We start from the raw sequence: 16,559 nt of genomic DNA, 5'->3' as shown, positions 1-16,559 counted from the left end.
GCGAGGTTTCGGGAGGGTCGGAAGGCCTCAGGGGCGGACGACCCGGTCGTGCGGGGCGAGCCGGGCGGGACGGGCAGCCGCGGCGGAGGCGTGGACGGCCCGACGAGGTCGCACGTCGGGGGCGTCGGGCGCCGTCACGCCGGGGGGCTCGTGGCCCCGGGGTCAGCGGGTGGGGTGGCCGCCCGCGTCGCGGAGGACGCGGAGGTGGCCCCGGCGGGCGGTCTCCTGCGCGGGCTCCTCGGCGCGGGGCGACGTCGCCGGGGCGCCGGGGCGGGCCGCGGGGGCGGCTCCGGCGCGGGGGCGGGCGGCGTCGCGGACGGCGTCCGCGAGGGCGAGGAGGTCGTCGTCGCTGCGCCGCTCGGCGGGGACGTCCGGGGCGAGCCGGACGACCTCCCAGCCGCGGGGGGCCGTGAGCCGCTGCGAGTGGCGGGCGCAGAGGTCGTACGTGTGCGGCTCGGCGGACGCCGACAGGGGGCCGAGGACGGCCGTGGAGTCGGCGTAGACGTAGGTGAGCGTGGCCACCGCGGGCTCGGGGCAGGCGCTGCGACAGCAGCGGCGCGCGGCGGGTCGGGGGCTCACGGTCGACGACGCTACCCGCCGCGACGGGCAGCCCCGGGACGCCCGGCCGACGGGCGCGCCGACACCGTCGGGCGGCCGGGCGCGGACGGCCGCTGCGTAGGCTCCGGGCGTGCCCGACGCCTCCTCCCCCGGCCGCCGCCGGCGCCGGCGGGACCGCCGCGGCCGCGGCCCGCGCGGCCCCCTGCTGCCCGCGACGCTGCCCGCGGCGCGCACGCGGGGCGAGCGCTTCGACGACCTCGTCCTCGACGCCGTCGAGGACGTCGAGGGGGTGCTCGGCGAGCCGCTGGACCGCATCGAGTTCGCCGTCGAGGACGTGCCCCCGGCCGACCCCTCCGAGGTGGGCGGCGAGGCCGTCCCGCTGGGCCGCTACTCCGCGGCGGACCGGTCCGCGCCCGCCCGGGTCGTCGTCTACCGCCGGCCGGTGGAGACCCGCGCGGCGGACGTCGGCGAGCTCGGCGACCTCGTGCACCAGGTGGTCGTCGAGCAGGTCGCGCACGCGCTGGGCACGGAGCCGGAGCGGCTCGACCCGCGCTACGGCGAGGACTGACGCCGGGGCGACCTCCGCCCTGACCCTCGACCCGAGGTCGAGGGTCAGGCCGTGCGGCTCAGGGCCAGCGCCCCGGCGGGGCCACGAGCACCGGGGTGCTCCCCGCGGCGGCCGGCGGCGCGGACGGCGCCACGACCGCGACCGACTCCGGCACCGCGGCGGCCGTGAGCACGAGCGCCGCGACGACGTCCGCGGCACCCCCGTCCGCGCCGGTGACGCCCGTGACGACGAGGCCGGCCGCGCCCGGCGCGAGCGCGCCCGGGTCCACGGCCGCGGTCGTCCCGCCGAGGAGCTCGACGGGGACGGCCTCGCCGACGGTGCCGTCGGCGGCCACGGGGGCCAGGTCGACGGTGGTGGCCACGTCGCCGGTGGCGGTGAGGGCGAGCGAGGACGTGAGGCCCGCGCCGGCGTCGGGCAGGACGACCGCGGTGCCCGCCGCGAGCGGCGACGCCGACGGGGCGACCGCGAGGTCGGCCACGGCCGGGGCGCCGCCGGGCGCCCGCTCGACGACGACGGAGGCGAGCACGGGCACGTCCGCGTCGACGACGACGGCCGACGTCCCGACGGGCAGGCCGCCGAGGGGCACGTCGACGACGCTCCCGGCGGGGACGGTGGTCGCGGAGGACAGCAGCGCGGCGGCCTCGGCCTGGTCGGGGGCGGCGACGACGTCCCACGAGACGTCGGCGGCCTCGGCGCCCGGCACGCCGAGGCGCAGGACGGCCGTGCTCCCGGCCACGGTCGGCACCCCGGGCACGACGGCGGACGTGGCGGGCGACGCGCCCGGCGTCACCTCCTCGACGCCGCGGGCGACGACCCCGGACAGCCGGTCGACGGACAGCGACGGCGCCACGGCCCCGCCCGTGCTCGTGACGTGCACCGCGAGCCCCTCGACGTCCGGCACGAGCGCGTCGAGCAGGAGGTCGACCCGGGCGCCGGGGGGAACGACGACGCCGCGGCCGGCCGGGGGCTGCACGAGCCCCTCGGGGGTCAGCACCTCGAGGGAGGCCTCCGCGGTCGTCTCCCCCGGGTTGACGAGGGTGAGCCGGGTGCTCGTCCCCGCCGCCGTCGCGCCGCCCACGAGCCACGCGTCGGAGCTGGGCGCCGCGCACGAGGAGGCCGCGAGCCCGCGGAGGTCGCCGTCGGGGGTCGACGTCGTCGCGAGCGCGCCGAGCGCCGGCACGGCCGTCGTGGCCCCGGTGACGCGCACGGAGGCGGCGCCGCCCGAGCCCGCCGCCCCGCCGAGGACGGCGGCCCCGTCGACCGGCTCCGCCGCGGCGTCCGCCGCGGGCTCGGCGCCGCCCGCCGTGGAGGTCGAGGTCGCCGGCGCCCCGACGAGCTCCAGCGGCGTGCCGGCGCCGGTGGCCAGCGCGCGCAGCCGTGTGTCGGGCGGCGTGACCACGGTGGCGAAGTCGCCGTCCGTGCCCTCGTCGGGCGCGGCGACGGGTCCGCCGCCGCAGCCGCGCGAGGTCGTCACGGGTCCCGCGTCGACCTCGACCGCCCCGCCGGCGGTCGGTGCGGTGCCCGCGACGCCGGCGCTCCCGGCGGTCGCCGCGGCCGCCGCGGTGCCGGCCACGAGGACGAGGCCCACGACGGCGGCGACGACGCGGGGCGTCACGCGCCCCTCGCGGTCGGGCCGGTCCGGCCGACGGCCGGCCGGGACGGGGCTGCTGCCCGTCGGCGCCGCCGGCACCCAGCCGCTCCCGCTGCCCGTCACCGGTCGCTCCTCCCGCTCGTCGTCGCCCTGCCCGTGGTCCCCGGCACCGCCGCCCCGCGGCGGGCCCTCCGTCGGCCCGCCCGTCCGGCCGGCGCTCACGCCGTCCTCCGCCCGGGCAGCGGCACGGCGAGGAGGACGGCGAGGAGCAGGCCCGCCCCCGCGACCCACGGCCAGGGGCCGGAGGCCGAGGTCCACCCGCCGTCGTGCCGGACGGCGAGGTCGCCGCCCGCGGCCGGCAGTGCGAAGGCCTGGGCCCACGTCCCGCTGCGCGTGGGCTCGAGCGGGACGCCGTCGAGCGTCGCGGTCCAGCCGGTGTCGGCCTGCTCGGCGAGCACGACCCGTCGGCCCTCCTCGCCGGCCCCGACGGGCGCGGAACCGGTCAGCGCGGCGGCGTCGACGACACCGGCGACGTCGCCGTCCGGGCCGACGACGCGCAGCGCGCCGAGGTCGCCGCCCGCGGCCGCGTCGCCCGCCGGGGTGACGCGCCAGAGCACCGTCCCGTCGACCTCGGCGGCCCGCTCGAGCCCGGCCACGGCGTCCACGGCGGTGGCCGCGTCCGTGCCCGACGCCGTGCCGCCGCCCTCGGGGGGCAGCACGACGACGAAGCCCGCGCCGAGCCCGGCGAGGCGTGCCCGGGCGGCGGGGTCGCCGCCGACGAGGGCCGCGGCCGCGGCCGCCACGGGGGCGGCGGCCTCGTCCGACGGCTGGTCCCCGGGCTCGACGGCCGCGGCCGCGGCCAGCGACCGCAGCGTCGTGAGGTCGACGTCGCCGCGGGCGAGCACGGCCCCGAGGACGGGCGGGGCGCCGGCCTCCGCGGCGTCCTCCGCGGCCTCGGCCGCGGGCACCTCGGCGGAGGGGGCGTCCCCGGTCGTCGCCGCGGCGGTCTGCGGGGCGGGACGGAGGACGAGGGTGCGCAGCGCCTGCGCCGTCGTCGCGCTGCCCCGCGCGACCTCCGGCAGCTGCGGCCCCTCGCCGCGGACCACGAGACCGGCGGCGGCGGCCGCGGCCTGGTCGGTCCCGGCGGCGGCCGCGGTGGCGGCGCCGCTCGTCAGGGCCGCGAGGACGGCGACGAGGGCGGTGGCCGTGTGCCGGAGGCGGACCGCCGCCCGGCCGTCCGGCGCGGGCACCCGGGGCCCGGTGGCGCCGACGGGGCCGGCGAGCAGCGGGACGGCCGCGACGAGCAGGCCCAGCAGCACGAGGCTCGTCCCCGGCCCGCCCCACGCCGTCGCCACCGCCGGGACCTCGCCGGCCCCGACGACGCCCACGGCGGTGCGGACGGCGACGAGCGCGAGGAGCAGGCCGACGACGACGAGGGCCCAGCCGACGACGGCGCGGGGCCGCAGCAGCACCGCGGCCAGGGCGAGCGCGGCGACGACGCCCGCGGTCAGCAGCGGCAGGCTCACGAGCAGCCAGGCGGGCAGCGTGCCGTCGGCGGGCAGGCCGAGGCCGACGGCGGCCCAGGCCGCCGCGTCCAGCGGCTGGCCGAGCGCCTGCTGCCACGCGGGCACCTCCGCCGCGAGGACCGGGGGCACCGGGCCGCCGAGGAGGGCGGCCTGCGCCTGGCCCGGCGCGCCGTCCACGGCGCGGTCGACGAGGGCGACGGCCCAGGGCCCCGCGACGGCGACGACGGGCACGACGGCCGCCAGCAGCGGCAGGCGGCGCCGGGCGGTGACGGCGAGCACCAGGACGCCCGCGAGCGCGAGGACGCCGAGGACGGGCGCGCCGGCGGTGACGACGACGAGCGCCAGCGCCGTCGAGCCCGTCACGGCCCAGGCACGGCGGACCGAGCGGGCGCGGTAGGCGGACACGAGGCAGCGGGCGACCCACGGCAGCGCCACGTGGGCGAGCACCGGGCCCAGCCTGCCCGTGGCCACGCCCACGAGCAGCGGCGCGCCGGCGGCCCAGACGAGCGCGACCGCGAGCCGCAGCAGGCGGCCGCGGACGAGCACCCCGGCGCCCCACCAGGCGGTGAGCGCGGCCAGCGGGGCCGCGAGCACGAGCAGGGCCACGACGGCGACGCCCGGCGCCCCGCCGGTGACGGCGGCGGCCGCGGCGAGGAGGGCGAGCAGCGGGTCGGGCGCCGTCGGCGAGCCGGTGCCGACGGCGGCCCAGGAGGAGGTCGCCGCGGCCCAGAGGTCGCCCGCCGACGCGGGGGGCGGCGGGAGGGCGGGCGCCTGGACGGCCCCGCCGCCGAGGAGCCGGCGCAGCCCGAGGGCGGAGGCCAGCAGCAGGACGGCGGCGAGCACCAGGGCGGGGACCGGGTCGCGGCGGGGCGGCAGCCCGCCGGGCGCCAGCGGCAGGGCGCGGCGCGTGCCCTCGGCGGCGTCCTCGGCCTCCGCGTCGGCGCCCGCGCGGCGCAGGGACCAGCGGTCGCGGTGGTGGCGGCGGACCTCCGCGCGCGAGGCCAGCAGCGGCTCGAGCGACGAGCGGCCGCGCACCTGGGCGGCGGCCGCACGCCGGCGGGCGGCGACCACGCGGTCGGGCCGCAGCACGACCCCGACCACCCGGCCGAGCTCGGCCGGGGCGTGACCGGGGTCCTTGACGAGCACCCGCCACAGCGCACGGAGGACGCCGGCCAGCAGGACGCCGACGAGCGCGAAGGGCAGGCCGGCGCGCGAGGCGGAGACGAGCCGCGTGTAGGCCGCGGCACCGGGCGTCCCGCCGACGGCGGCCGCGGTGCGCCCGGGGCGCTCCACGACGGCCGCCGGGACCACGACGACGTCGTGGCCGGCCATCCTCAGCCTGCGGCAGAGGTCGAGGTCCGCGCCGTCGACGGGCAGCGCCGGGTCGAAGCCCCCGACCTCGTCGAGGACGTCGCGGCGCAGCAGCATCCCGGCCGTGGCGACGGCGAGGACGTCCTCGCGGTCGTCGGCCTGGCCCTGGTCCACCTCGTCGACGCCGACCCGCGTGAGGGCGGTGCCGCGGCGGCTCGTCGTGAAGCCGGCCTGCAGCAGGCGCCCGGGGACGTCGAGGTCGCGGACCTTGGGGCCGGCCGCGGCGACGCCAGGGCGCAGCTCGACGGCGTCGAGCATCCGCTCGAGGGCGTCCGGGGCGGCGACGACGTCGTCGGTGACGATCCACAGCCACGGGACGGGGACGTCGACGGGGGCGGCGGGGACGGGGGCCGCGACCCCCGGGGCCGCGACGGTGCCGCGGGTGCTGCCGGTCGGGCGCCGGCGCCCGTCGCTGCCGCGGGGGCGGCGACGCCCCGAGGGACGCGCGCCGGGCAGGACGCGGACGAGCTCGGCCGGCGTGGAGCGGCGGCGGAGGTAGGGCTCGACGCCGCGGGCCCGCAGCAGCTCGAGGGAGGCGGGACCGGCGCCCGCCGCGACGGCGACGACCGTGTCGGCCGGGCGGGTCTGGGCCGCGAGGGCGTCGAGGACCCGGCCCAGCCGCTCGGCGGCGGCGGGCGAGGGGTCGGAGGCGAGGACGAGGGCCGTCACCGTGGCGGCCGGGTGCCGCAGGGCGGCGCCGGCCTCGCGCCGGCCGGTGCCCGTCGCGGGGGCGGACGGGTCGGGTGCTGCGCCGGGCGGCGTCTCGGACGGGGGCCTCACGTGCGGCAACGGTACGGGAGCGGAGACCTCCGCCCGCCCACCGCGACGGCCCGCCGAGGGTGCGCGCTCAGCCCGCGCGCTTCTTGAGCTTGCGGCGCTCGCGCTCGGAGAGGCCGCCCCAGATGCCGAAGCGCTCGTCGTGCAGGAGCGCGTACTCGAGGCACTCGGCGCGGACGTCGCAGGAGACGCAGACCTTCTTGGCCTCGCGGGTGGAGCCGCCCTTCTCGGGGAAGAACGCCTCGGGGTCGGTCTGCGCGCACAGGGCGCGCTCCTGCCAGCCGAGGAGGCCCTCGTCGCCCTCCTCCTCGAGCCCGACGAGGCCGGCGAGCCCGTCGGTGCCGGGGCGGCGACCGGCGTCCTCGTCGGGACGGGGGGCGCGCGCCGCGGGGACGGCGGGCCGCTCCTCGAGGGCCTGCTCGTGCGGCGCCGCGGCGGGCCAGGGGCCGACGACGACGTCGAGCTCGGCGGCCCGGCGGGCCAGGAGGTCGGTGGGCCGGTGCTCGCGGACCGGGCCGGGCTCGTGGCCGCGGCCGGTGCCGAGGCGGGGATGCCGTGCGTGCGTCGTCTCCGTCACGGAGACCACCTCCTCGGTCTGGGGCGGGCCGCCGGGTGCCCTGGCCACCTCGGGGGAGCCCCGCGGCGTGACCGAATTACACGCGTGTCGTGCGAGCCCCGTCAAGCCGTGCCGGTGTAGTGGAGAAGCACTTGCGTCACGTCAGTCACATGCGTCACACGAGCGCTCGTGCGACGCAGCGTCCGCGGCGACTGCGCAGCGTGACGCCCGTGACAGGGAGGTGCCGGATCTCCTCCGGCGTGCGGACCGCGCCGCGGACCGGGCGAGGATGGGTCCATGCGCATCACCGCCCTGTCCGGCGGCGTCGGCGGGGCGCGCTTCCTGCGCGGGCTGCTCGACGCCCTCCCCCCGACCGGCGAGCCCGGGGCCACGACCGAGGTGACCGTGGTCGGCAACACCGCCGACGACGTCACACTGCGCGGGCTGCGGGTCTGCCCGGACCTCGACAGCGTCACGTACACCCTCGGCGGCGGCGCCGACGAGGCGCGCGGCTGGGGCCGCGAGGGCGAGACCTTCACGACGGCCGGCGAGCTCGCCGCGCACGACGCCGCCCTGGGCCTGCCCCCGCAGTGGTTCGCCCTCGGCGACCGCGACACGGCCACGCACGTCCTGCGGACCCGGATGCTCGCCGACGGCGTCCCCCTCGGCGAGGTGACGACGGCGCTCGCGGCGCGGTGGGGGCTCGCCGACCTCGGCGTCCGCCTGCTGCCCGCGACGGACGACCGCGCCGAGACCCACGTCCTCGTCGACGCCGCGGAGGCCCCGCTCGACGCGGCGTCCGTCCGCTCGCCGCTGGCCGCCGGGCTCGACGCCCCGCCCGGCACCCACGCGCTGCACTTCCAGGAGTGGTGGGTCCGCCACGGCGCCCGCCCGCTCCCCCGGGCCGTGGTGGTCGCCGGGGCCGCGGCGGCACGTCCCGCGCCCGGGGTCCTCGAGGCCGTCGCGACGGCCGACGTCGTCCTCCTCCCGCCGAGCAACCCGGTCGTCTCCCTCGGCGCCGTGCTCGCCGTGCCCGGGCTGCGGGACGCGCTGCGACGGACCCCCGCCCCGGTCGTCGGCGTCTCCCCGCTCGTCGGCGGCCGGCCCGTGCGCGGCCACGCCGACGCGTGCCTGCGCGCCGTCGGCGTCCCCGCGACGGCGCGCGACGTCGCCGCCCTCTACGCCGACCTCCTCGACGGCTGGCTCGTCGCCCCGGGCGACGAGCACGGGGACGGCCCGGCGCTGCCGGGCGCCGTCGTCCGCGCGGAGCCGCTGCTCATGACGACCCGCGACGACGCCGCCCGGATCGCCCGCGCCGCGCTCGACCTCGCCGCCGACCTCGCGGCCGACGCGGACCTCGACGTCCGCCGGAGGTCGAGGCCCACGGCGGCCCCCGCTGCGCACGCGGGGATGGTGGCGTGAGCGCGGGCGCCCGCCCCGGGCCCGCGCCCGACGGCTTCGCCCTGCGCGCCGTCGCCCTGCCGGGCGTCCCCGAGGTGCGCGCCGGGCACGACCTCGGCGCGCTGCTCGTCGACGCCGTCGCCCGCGCCGGGCTGCGCCTGGAGGACGACGACGTCCTCGTCGTCGCGAGCAAGGTCGTCGCCAAGGCCGAGGGCCGCTCGGTCCGCGCCACCGGGCGGGCCGCCGCCGTCGACGCCCAGACGGTCCGCGTCGTCGCGGAGCGGTCGCTCCCCGGCGGGGGGACGACCCGCGTCGTGCAGTCCCGCAGCGGTCCCGTCCTCGCGGCCGCCGGCGTCGACGCCTCGGACGTCGAGCCCGGCACGGTCCTCCTGCTGCCGGCCGACCCCGACGGCTCCGCCCGGCGGCTGCGGGCGCGCGTGGCCGAGCTGACCGGCCGCTCCCCCGCCGTCGTCGTCTCCGACACGAGCGGGCGGCCGTGGCGGGTCGGCGTCGCCGACGTCGCGCTCGGCGTGGCCGGCATGCCGGCCCTCGACGACGTCCGCGGCGAGGCCGACCGCTTCGGGCGCCCGCTCGAGGTGACGGTCCGCGCCGTCGCCGACGAGGTGGCCGCGCTGGCCGACCTCGTCAAGGGCAAGGCCGCCGGCCTCCCGGCGGCGCTCGTGCGCGGCCTCGGCCGTCCCCTGCTCGCCGCCGGCACACCCTCGACCTCAGGTGGAGGCTCCGACGGCGGCCGCCCGCCGGTCGTCGGCGGCGTTGCCGTGGGCGGGGAGGACGGCGCAGGGGCGGGCGCCTGCACACGGACCGGGCCGTCGGACTGGTTCGCCCACGGCCACGTCGAGGCCGTCCGTGCGGCGCTCGGCTCGCCGCCCGGGGCCGTGGAGGCCCCGCCCGTCGACCCGGCCGCGGACACGACGGCGGGGCGGCTGCGCCGGGCGGTCGCCGTCGCCACCGGTCCGGGGGCGCCCGCGGGGGCCACCGCCGCGGTGGCCGAGGAGGTCGTCGTCGTGCGGGGCGCCGCGGTGGCCGTCGGCGCGCTCGCCGAGCGCGTCCGGCTGGCCCTGTGGGCCGAGGCCCTCGCCGCCGAGGTCCGGCCCGGCGACGCGGCCCCGGGCGACCGCGCGGACGCCGCGCTCGACGTCGTCGTCACCGGGCCGGGCGGCCCCGCCGCCCCGGAGGTCGAGGTCCGGGACGCTCAGGCGCCCGCGGGCCCGTCCCCCTCGTAGCCGACGAGCCAGGCGACGCCGAAGGGGTCGTCGACGCGGCCGTCGCTGGCGCCCCAGGGACGGCGCTGCAGGGGGGAGACGACGACGCCGCCCTCGGCCAGGCCGTCGAACCAGCGGTGCAGCGTCGCCGGCTCCGCCGTCCCGAGCAGGGCGAGCACGAGGCCCCCCGCCGCGGGGGCCTCGCCGGTGACGTCCGCGGCGAAGAGGGCGACCGGCCCGTCGACGAGCTCGCCGTGCGCGACGAGGTCGGGCGGGCCGTCGTCCCGCCCGAAGTCCCCGTAGGTGTGGAGCACCGCCCGGCCGCCGAAGACGCGGGCGTAGGTGCCCAGCGCGTCACGGGCGGTGCCGGGGAGGTGGAGGTACGGCGTCGGCGCGACCACGCCGGGACGCTACCCGCGCCGCGACGGCGTCGGGGGCGCCCGTCGGACGGGGGGCGGCCGCCCTCAGCGCCCGCGCGCGGTGGCGGGCGTGTGCGTCGGCAGCGTCATCCGCGGGCCCCGGCGCGGCCGCCGGGCGCCGGACAGCTCGAGGAGCCGCTGCACCCGGTAGCGGTGCCCCCGGTACGGCTCCAGCAGCTCGGCGCACGCGTCGTCGTCGAGGGCCTCACCCACCAGGGCCCAGGTGACGTCCTTGGCCACGTGGTAGTCGGCGAAGGAGAAGGCGTCGCCGTCGCCGTGCGCGCGGTGGCGCACCTCGGCCGCGGTCCAGACGCCGACGCCCGGCAGGCTGCGGAGGGCGCGCTCGACCTCGCCGCGCGGGAGGGCCAGCGTGCGCTCGAGGCCGCCGGCGGAGCGTGCCGCCACCTGGACGACCCGCGAGCGCCGCTGCTCGACGCCCGCCTGCAGCCACTCCCAGCTGGGCAGCGTGCGCCAGGCCGCCGCCGTGGGCGGGACGCGCATGCCCGCGGCCGGGCCGCCGGGGGCCGCCGGGGCGCCCGGCGCCGGCTCCCCCGCCACCTGGAGCAGGCGGCGCCACCCGCGGTGCGCCTCCACACCGGTGACGACCTGCTCGACCGCCGCGCCGGCGAGCGCCTCGAGCACCGCCCGCGTGCGGGGCACCCGCCAGCCGCGGTGGCGACGCGCCGCCTCGACGAGGCGGTGGTGGTGGGGCAGCGGCTCGAAGCCCGCGGGGTCGTCCGCCTCGCCCAGCAGGTCGGGGACGCCGTCGAGGACGTGCTCCGCCCCCTCGCCCCACGCCCGGGCGAGGACGACGCCGTCGAGCGGCCGCGGCCGCAGGTGCAGCAGCGCCGTGCCGGCCGGCGTCCGCGTGGCCCACCAGTGCTCGGCGCCGGGGCCGCGGCGGACCGCCGGGTCCTGCGCCCCCCGGCGCAGCGGCGCGAGCACCGCCGTGACGTCGACCTCGCGGCCGGGCCGCCACGTCCGCGCGAGGCCGTCCCCGGGGACGGCGACGCCGGGCCGGGCCGCCGGGACGACCGCCGGGGCCGCGGGCGGCGCGACGGCGACCTCCGGCACGGCGGCGGTCTCGGCGAGGGGCACGTCGGCAGTGTGCACCGGGGGTCCGACGCCGGTCGAGCGCCACCGCGCCGCCGCCTAGGGTGATCGGGCGCCGCCGCAGCCGCGTGCCGTCGCCGGGGCCCGCGCGCCGCCGCCCGTCCCGTCCCCCGCCGTCCCGCCCGCCCCGTCCCCGCGGAGGTCACCGTGCCCGACGTCCAGCCCGCCCCCGACCGGTCCCCCGTGCCGGCCGACCACGGGACCGACCACCGGGTGCCCCCGGCCGTCGCGCGCGCCCGCGACGTCCCCACGCTCCTGGACGCCCTCGTCGAGGCGGACCCGGGCCGCCCGCGCGTCACCTGGTACGGCACGGACGGCGAGCGCGTGGAGCTCTCGGCGCGGGTGCTGGCCAACTGGGTGTCCAAGTCGGCGCACCTCCTCGTCGAGGACTGCGACGTCGAGCCGGGCGACGAGGTCCACCTCGCCCTCCCGCAGCACTGGCGCACCGTCGTCCTCGCGCTGGCCGCCTGGTCCGTCGGCGCCGACCCGACGTGGCCCGAGGAGTCCCTCTCCGAGCCCGACGAGCTCGACGACCTCGAGCCCGCGCCCCCGGCCGTCCTCGTGACGACGCCCGACGGACCCGTCGGGCCGGCCGGCCGCGTCGTCGTCGTCGACCTCGCGGCCCTCTCGCGCGCCGTCGAGGGCGGCCCCGCGGGCGCCCTCGACTACAACGCCGAGGTGGCGGGGCACGACGACGTCCTCGACGCCGACGAGCAGCTCCAGGACCGATCGGTCGTCGAGCTCGGGGACTCCCTCGCCGGCATCAGCGGGCTCGTGGCCGGCGACCGGGTCCTCGGCCCGGCCGAGGACCTCGCCCCCGACCTCGTCCTCGGGGCGCTGCACCTCGACGGCTCCGTCGTGCTGGTCCACCCGGACGTCGCCGCCCGGCCGGGGGCCCTCGACGACCTCGCCGCGCAGGAGCAGGCCACCGCCCACACCTGACCCGACCGCGCCGCGCCGCACGGCGCTCCCCCGTCCGCGGCACGGCCGCACATCGCGGTCGAGGGCGCGTCACCGTCCGCGACACGGCCGCACATCGCGGTACCCAAGACCGCGCCGGACGACGGGCGGCCCCCCGCGGCCGCGCGTCAGGCGGGGACGGCCGCCACCCAGACGACGCCCTCGCCGCCGACGCGGAGGGGGCCGTCGTCGTCGCGGACGAGCGCCGCCCCGCCGCGGGCGAGGCGCAGCGCGCCGCCGTCCGTCGCGAGGTCCACCCGGCCCTCGGTGCACAGGACGACGCGGGGACCGTCGGCGGGGCCGTCGACGGGGGCGCCGCCGTCCGGGTGCAGCTGCCACAGCTCGAGCTCGTCGGGGCCCGGCCGCCAGACGCGGGCGCCGGCGCGCTCGACGGGCACGACGCGGGGCACGGGCACGGGGCGGTGGTCGACGACCCGCCGGAGCTCGGCGACGTCGACGTGCTTGGGCGTGAGGCCGCCCCGCAGGACGTTGTCCGAGGCGGCCATGAGCTCGACGCTCGTGCCGTGCAGGTAGGCGTGGACGTTGCCGGCGGGCAGCCAGACCGCCTCCCCCGGCTCGAGCCGGACGCGGTGCAGCAGCAGCGCCACGAGGACCCCGGGGTCGCCCGGGAAGTGCGCGGCCAGCTCGGCGACGGTCCGGCGGTCGGGGTCGACGTCGCCGGCGTCCGGGTCGACGTCGCCGCACGCCGCGGTGGCGTCCTCGACCATCGCCTCGAGGTCGGCCTCCCCGCCGAGCAGCAGGGCGAGCGCGCCGCGCAGCGCGGCCTCGGGGTCCGGGTCGTCGAGGACGTCGAGGAGCGGCGCCAGCGCGGGCACGTCGAGGCGCTGCAGCGCCGCCCGTGACACGGCGGGGTCGCGGAACCCGCACAGCGCCTCGAAGGGCGTCAGGGCCACGACCATCTCGGGCTTGTGGTGCGGGTCCTTGTAGCTCCGGTGCGCCGCGTCGCGCGGCACCCCCTCGGCGTCCTCGCGGGCGAAGCCCTCGCGCGCCTGCTCCTCGCTGGGGTGCACCTGGACCGACAGGGGCTGCTCCGCGGCGAGCACCTTGAGGAGGAAGGGCAGCCGGTCGCCGAAGCGCTCCCGGACGCGCGCGCCGAGGAGGCCGGCGGGGTCCCTCTCGACGAGCGCGTCGAGGGGCTCGTCGCCCGCCACGGCCGGTGCCCCGGGGTGCGCCCCGAGCCACAGCTCGGCCTGCGGCCCGCCGTCGGCCTCGAGCCCCAGCAGGGCGGGGATCGCGGTGCGCGACCCCCACGCGTAGTCCCGGACGACGCCGTTCAGCAGCTCCACCCGCGCGAGGCTAACGACCGGGTCGTGCGCCGCACGCCGCCGTGCGGCGGACGGGTGGCGCGCCCTCCCGCCCCGACGTCGCCTCAGCGCCGCCGGAAGACGCCCTCGGTGGGGGTCACCTGGCCCGGGAAGACGGTGGAGGGCGACAGCCCGCAGCGCTTGACGAGCGCCTCGGCCAGCAGCGCGCGGTAGTCGGTCGTCACGGCCAGGTCGCCGCCCACCCGCGCCGTCGGCGCGAGGGTCGGCCACGTCCCGTGCACCCGGCCGCCGACCACGCCGCCGCCGAGGACGAGCGCCGCGTTGCCGTAGCCGTGGTCGGTGCCGCCCGAGCCGTTCTGGCTCGCCGTGCGGCCGAACTCCGACAGCGTCACGAGGCAGACCCGGTCCAGGTGCGGTCCGAGGTCCGCGGCGAAGGCCACGAGGGACGCCGCGAGGTCGGCGAGCTTGCCGTACATCCAGCCCGCGGTGTCCGTGGCCGCGCCCATGCCGACGTGCATGTCCCAGTCGCCGACGTCGACGGCCGCGGCCCGCACGCCGGTGCCGCCCTTGACGAGCGTGGCGACGTCCCGCAGCGACTGCCCGAGGTCGGACGTCGGGTAGACGACCGGCGGGGACGCGACCGGCGTGCCGCCCTTCGCGGCCTGCGCCGCGGCGTCCGCGGTGGCCGTCCGCGCCGCCACGAGCGCCCCGGCCCGGTCGACGGCGTCGAGAGCCGTCGTGGCCGGCTGCGCCACGAGCGGGTCGGCGCCGGCGAGCATGGCGCGCAGGGCCGTCGCGCGCCGGTCCTTCTCGTTGTTCATGGCCCGTAGGGCGAGCCCCTCGAGCCGGCCGAACGCGAGCTCGGGGCTCGGCCCGCGCAGGCTCGCGGCCGCCATGCTGCGGCCGGCCTGCACCGCCGAGAAGACGGAGCCGCTGCCGGTGCCGCCGACCATCCGGTCGAGCCAGCCGGTGCGCAGCGTCGTCCCGGGGGCCGCGCGCTCCATCTCCTCCATCGCCGAGAAGTGGGACCGGTTGGCCTGCGTCATGCCCACGGCGTGGAGGACGGCGAGGCTGCCCCGGCGGTAGAGGTCCACGAGCGGCGCGAGCGCGGGGTGGAGGCCGAGGACGCCGTCGAGCTGCAGCGCGACGGACGCGGGCACGGCGATGCCGGGCCGCAGCCGGTAGTAGTCCGGGTCGCCCACCGGCGCGACGGCCGTCAGCCCGTCGAGGCCGCCGCGCAGCGAGAGGACGACGAGCGTGTCGCCCGCGTAGCCGGGCTCGGCGAAGGCGACCTGCGTGGCGGCGTCGCCGGCGGTGAGGGCGACGGCGCCGGCGAGCGCACCGCCGAGGACGCTGCGGCGGCTGACGCCCGCCCGGCGCCCCTCGTCGCAGCCGCAGCGGGCCGCGGACGGGCCGGCGGCACCGGCATGCCGGCGCTGGCCGGGCAGGAGGTCGCGCAGGGACGGGCGGGCGGAGGTCGGGGCGCTGGGCACGGGGTTCCTCACCGGGTCGCGAAGGAGGGGCTGTCGAGGACGCAGCAGACGAGGGAGCCGAGCCGCCAGCCGACCCACTCGTCGACGACGGCACCGGTCTTGTCGGTGCGCAGGGCGGCGGACGCCTCGCGGCCGGTGAAGGCGACGACGGCGGCGCGCTGGGCGGCGGGCAGCGGGGCGGAGAGCAGGCGCAGGGCCAGGGCGTCGACGAGGGCGCCGTAGGTCGCGGGCCGCGGGGTGGGCAGCAGCTGGTCGGCCGTCGGGTAGACCGGCCCCTTGGGCCACCACCCGTGCGCCAGCTCCAGGTGCTGGTCCCACGAGGCCAGCGTCGCGGAGGCGGACTGCCACGCGGCGCCGACGTCGGGGAAGCCGTTGGGCGGCGCCCAGTCGGCGGGGGCGTGACCGCGGCCGCGGATGTTCCAGTAGAGGGCCTCGACGCCCTTGGTCCCGCTCGGGTCGGGGGCCACGCCGAGCGCCCGGACGGTCGAGAGCGCGTCCTCGCGCGGGCGCTTGACCTTCGGCGTCGCCGCCGCCAGCGCGTCGGGCGCGAGGAGCAGCTCCCGGACGACGGGCCCGAGCGCGGTGCCGCGGGCCAGGTAGACGCCCGCGACCCGCTCGACGAGCGCGGCGGGAGGCGTGTCGCCGACGAGGCGGCGGGCCAGCTTGGTGACGACCCGACGGGCGGTGGCGGGGTGGGACGCGAGGTGCCGCAGGAAGGAGAGCTGGAGCTCCCGGCCCTCCTCGGCCGTGTGGGCGGGGCAGCTCCACCCGAGGACGCTGACGGCCCCGGTGTCGTGCTGCTTCGGGTCGTAGGTGCCGCGACCGGTCCTCCGGTCGACCGTCAGGCCGGTCATGAGCCGCGCGCAGGCCTTGACCTCGGTCTCGGTGTACCCCGCCTCGACGCCCACGGTGTGGAGCTCGAGCAGCTCGCGGCCGTAGTTCTCGTTGACCTTGCCCTTCGAGCTCCGGGCGTTGTCGAGGTACCAGAGCATCGCCGGGTGCTGCGCCGCGGCGAGGAGGAGGTCCTCGAAGCGTCCCAGGGCGTGCGGTCGCAGGACCGTGGCGTCGTAGTCGGCGCGGCAGTACCAGACGTCGTCCGACGGGCTGGCGACGTGGAGGTGGTCGGCCATGACGTCGACGACGACCTCGAGGAGCTGGCGGCGGCTCCACGCCTGGCGGGCCAGCGTCGCGCGCCCTTGGTCGAACATGCTGTTCCAGGAGTACTTCGGGATGGCGCCGGTCCAGCAGTCGTCGGCGCTCCGCAGCGCGTCGGGGAGCCGGCGCACGTACGTCTCGACGGCGTCGTCGTCGAGGAGCGACGGCGCGAGCTGGGCGTCGACCCAGGCGGCACGGCCGGTCCGGGCCACCTCGTCGACGAGGCCGGGCGTCGGGCCGAAGGTCGCGCGGCGCAAGAGGTGGAGCACCGCGGCGCGCTCGACGGCGACAGGGTCGGGCGCCGGCCCCGACGGCGTGGGGGTCGGCGTGGGCGTCGGGACGGGCGTGGGGACCGGCGTGGGGACCGGCGTGGGCACCGGTACCGGCGGCACGAGGACGACGGGCTCGCCGGGGACGCAGACGGGGGGCGCGACGGCGCCCGCCGCGGCGGCCGAGGTGCGGGGGGCCGGGAGGCGTCGTCCGGTCAGCAGCGGCATACCACGGTCATCGAGACCGCGGGAGGGGCGCTTGACCCCGGCCGGGCGCCGTCACCCGACCGGGG

Annotated in this window: 12 protein-coding genes and 1 pseudogene; 4 read left to right on the top strand and 9 right to left on the bottom strand. The window is 80.6% G+C overall.

The features are described from left to right. Nucleotides 1-162: 162 nt before the first annotated feature. Complete coding sequence (locus EDC03_RS17955; RefSeq protein WP_199720331.1) at nucleotides 163-579, bottom strand: DUF3499 domain-containing protein; 417 nt, start codon at nucleotides 577-579, stop codon at nucleotides 163-165. Nucleotides 580-688: 109 nt separating this feature from the next. On the opposite strand from EDC03_RS17955, the gene EDC03_RS15980 reads away from it, so the two are divergent. Next, nucleotides 689-1,126 (top strand): metallopeptidase family protein, encoded by a 438-nt coding sequence (locus tag EDC03_RS15980; RefSeq protein WP_199720330.1) that lies wholly within the window; start codon nucleotides 689-691, stop codon nucleotides 1,124-1,126. 58 nt (nucleotides 1,127-1,184) lie between these two features. On the opposite strand, the gene EDC03_RS15975 is transcribed toward EDC03_RS15980, so the two are convergent. From EDC03_RS15975 to EDC03_RS15965, 3 genes and pseudogenes are all read right to left on the bottom strand, one after another. After that, nucleotides 1,185-2,939: a DUF5719 family protein gene (locus tag EDC03_RS15975; RefSeq protein ID WP_123381262.1), complete on the bottom strand. Its 1,755-nt coding sequence runs from the start codon at nucleotides 2,937-2,939 to the stop codon at nucleotides 1,185-1,187. Further along, nucleotides 2,936-6,394: a glycosyltransferase gene (locus EDC03_RS15970; RefSeq protein WP_158674337.1), complete on the bottom strand. Its 3,459-nt coding sequence runs from the start codon at nucleotides 6,392-6,394 to the stop codon at nucleotides 2,936-2,938. The genes EDC03_RS15975 and EDC03_RS15970 overlap by 4 nt, the downstream gene beginning before the upstream one ends. A 67-nt stretch (nucleotides 6,395-6,461) precedes the next feature. Then, nucleotides 6,462-6,671, bottom strand: a pseudogene (locus tag EDC03_RS15965) (WhiB family transcriptional regulator); the annotation flags it as partial. A gap of 573 nt (nucleotides 6,672-7,244) precedes the next feature. On the opposite strand from EDC03_RS15965, the gene cofD reads away from it, so the two are divergent. Continuing rightward, complete coding sequence (gene cofD, locus EDC03_RS15960) at nucleotides 7,245-8,369, top strand: 2-phospho-L-lactate transferase (protein WP_123381260.1); 1,125 nt, start codon at nucleotides 7,245-7,247, stop codon at nucleotides 8,367-8,369. Then, entirely contained in the window at nucleotides 8,366-9,592 is a 1,227-nt protein-coding gene (gene cofE, locus EDC03_RS17950; RefSeq protein ID WP_199720329.1) for a coenzyme F420-0:L-glutamate ligase, read from the top strand. Before cofD ends, cofE begins: the two co-directional genes overlap by 4 nt. Here cofE and EDC03_RS15950 read toward each other — a convergent pair. Next, complete coding sequence (locus EDC03_RS15950) at nucleotides 9,562-9,972, bottom strand: VOC family protein (protein WP_123381259.1); 411 nt, start codon at nucleotides 9,970-9,972, stop codon at nucleotides 9,562-9,564. The genes cofE and EDC03_RS15950 overlap by 31 nt on opposite strands. A 63-nt stretch (nucleotides 9,973-10,035) precedes the next feature. Then, on the bottom strand, nucleotides 10,036-11,088 hold the full coding sequence (locus tag EDC03_RS15945) for a DNA-3-methyladenine glycosylase family protein (protein WP_199720328.1): 1,053 nt from the start codon (nucleotides 11,086-11,088) through the stop codon (nucleotides 10,036-10,038). A gap of 162 nt (nucleotides 11,089-11,250) precedes the next feature. Between EDC03_RS15945 and EDC03_RS15940 the strand changes: the two genes are divergently transcribed. After that, nucleotides 11,251-12,045 (top strand): TIGR03089 family protein, encoded by a 795-nt coding sequence (locus EDC03_RS15940; RefSeq protein ID WP_123381258.1) that lies wholly within the window; start codon nucleotides 11,251-11,253, stop codon nucleotides 12,043-12,045. A 146-nt stretch (nucleotides 12,046-12,191) separates the two neighbouring features. Here the strand turns inward: EDC03_RS15940 and manA are convergent, their stop codons facing one another. The 3 genes from manA to EDC03_RS15925 all read right to left on the bottom strand — a co-directional run bounded on the left by manA (nucleotide 12,192) and on the right by EDC03_RS15925 (nucleotide 16,494). Further along, nucleotides 12,192-13,370: a mannose-6-phosphate isomerase, class I gene (gene manA, locus EDC03_RS15935; RefSeq protein ID WP_123381257.1), complete on the bottom strand. Its 1,179-nt coding sequence runs from the start codon at nucleotides 13,368-13,370 to the stop codon at nucleotides 12,192-12,194. An 83-nt stretch (nucleotides 13,371-13,453) separates the two neighbouring features. Next, nucleotides 13,454-14,842 (bottom strand): DUF1501 domain-containing protein, encoded by a 1,389-nt coding sequence (locus tag EDC03_RS15930; protein WP_241967224.1) that lies wholly within the window; start codon nucleotides 14,840-14,842, stop codon nucleotides 13,454-13,456. 8 nt (nucleotides 14,843-14,850) lie between these two features. Continuing rightward, complete coding sequence (locus EDC03_RS15925; RefSeq protein ID WP_123381256.1) at nucleotides 14,851-16,494, bottom strand: DUF1800 domain-containing protein; 1,644 nt, start codon at nucleotides 16,492-16,494, stop codon at nucleotides 14,851-14,853. Between the last annotated feature and the right edge of the window lie 65 nt (nucleotides 16,495-16,559).

This window comes from Pseudokineococcus lusitanus (assembly GCF_003751265.1).
GTDB classification, from domain to species: domain Bacteria; phylum Actinomycetota; class Actinomycetes; order Actinomycetales; family Quadrisphaeraceae; genus Pseudokineococcus; species Pseudokineococcus lusitanus.
The sequence above is the reverse complement of the archived record's forward strand: the minus strand, read 5'-3'. Positions and strand labels throughout refer to the sequence as shown.

Coding starts and splice junctions, on each gene's coding strand:
- EDC03_RS15925 (WP_123381256.1), bottom strand. CDS start 16,494: ATGCCGCTGCTGACCGGACGACGCCTCCCGGCCCCCCGCACCTCGGCC.
- cofD (WP_123381260.1), top strand. CDS start 7,245: ATGCGCATCACCGCCCTGTCCGGCGGCGTCGGCGGGGCGCGCTTCCTG.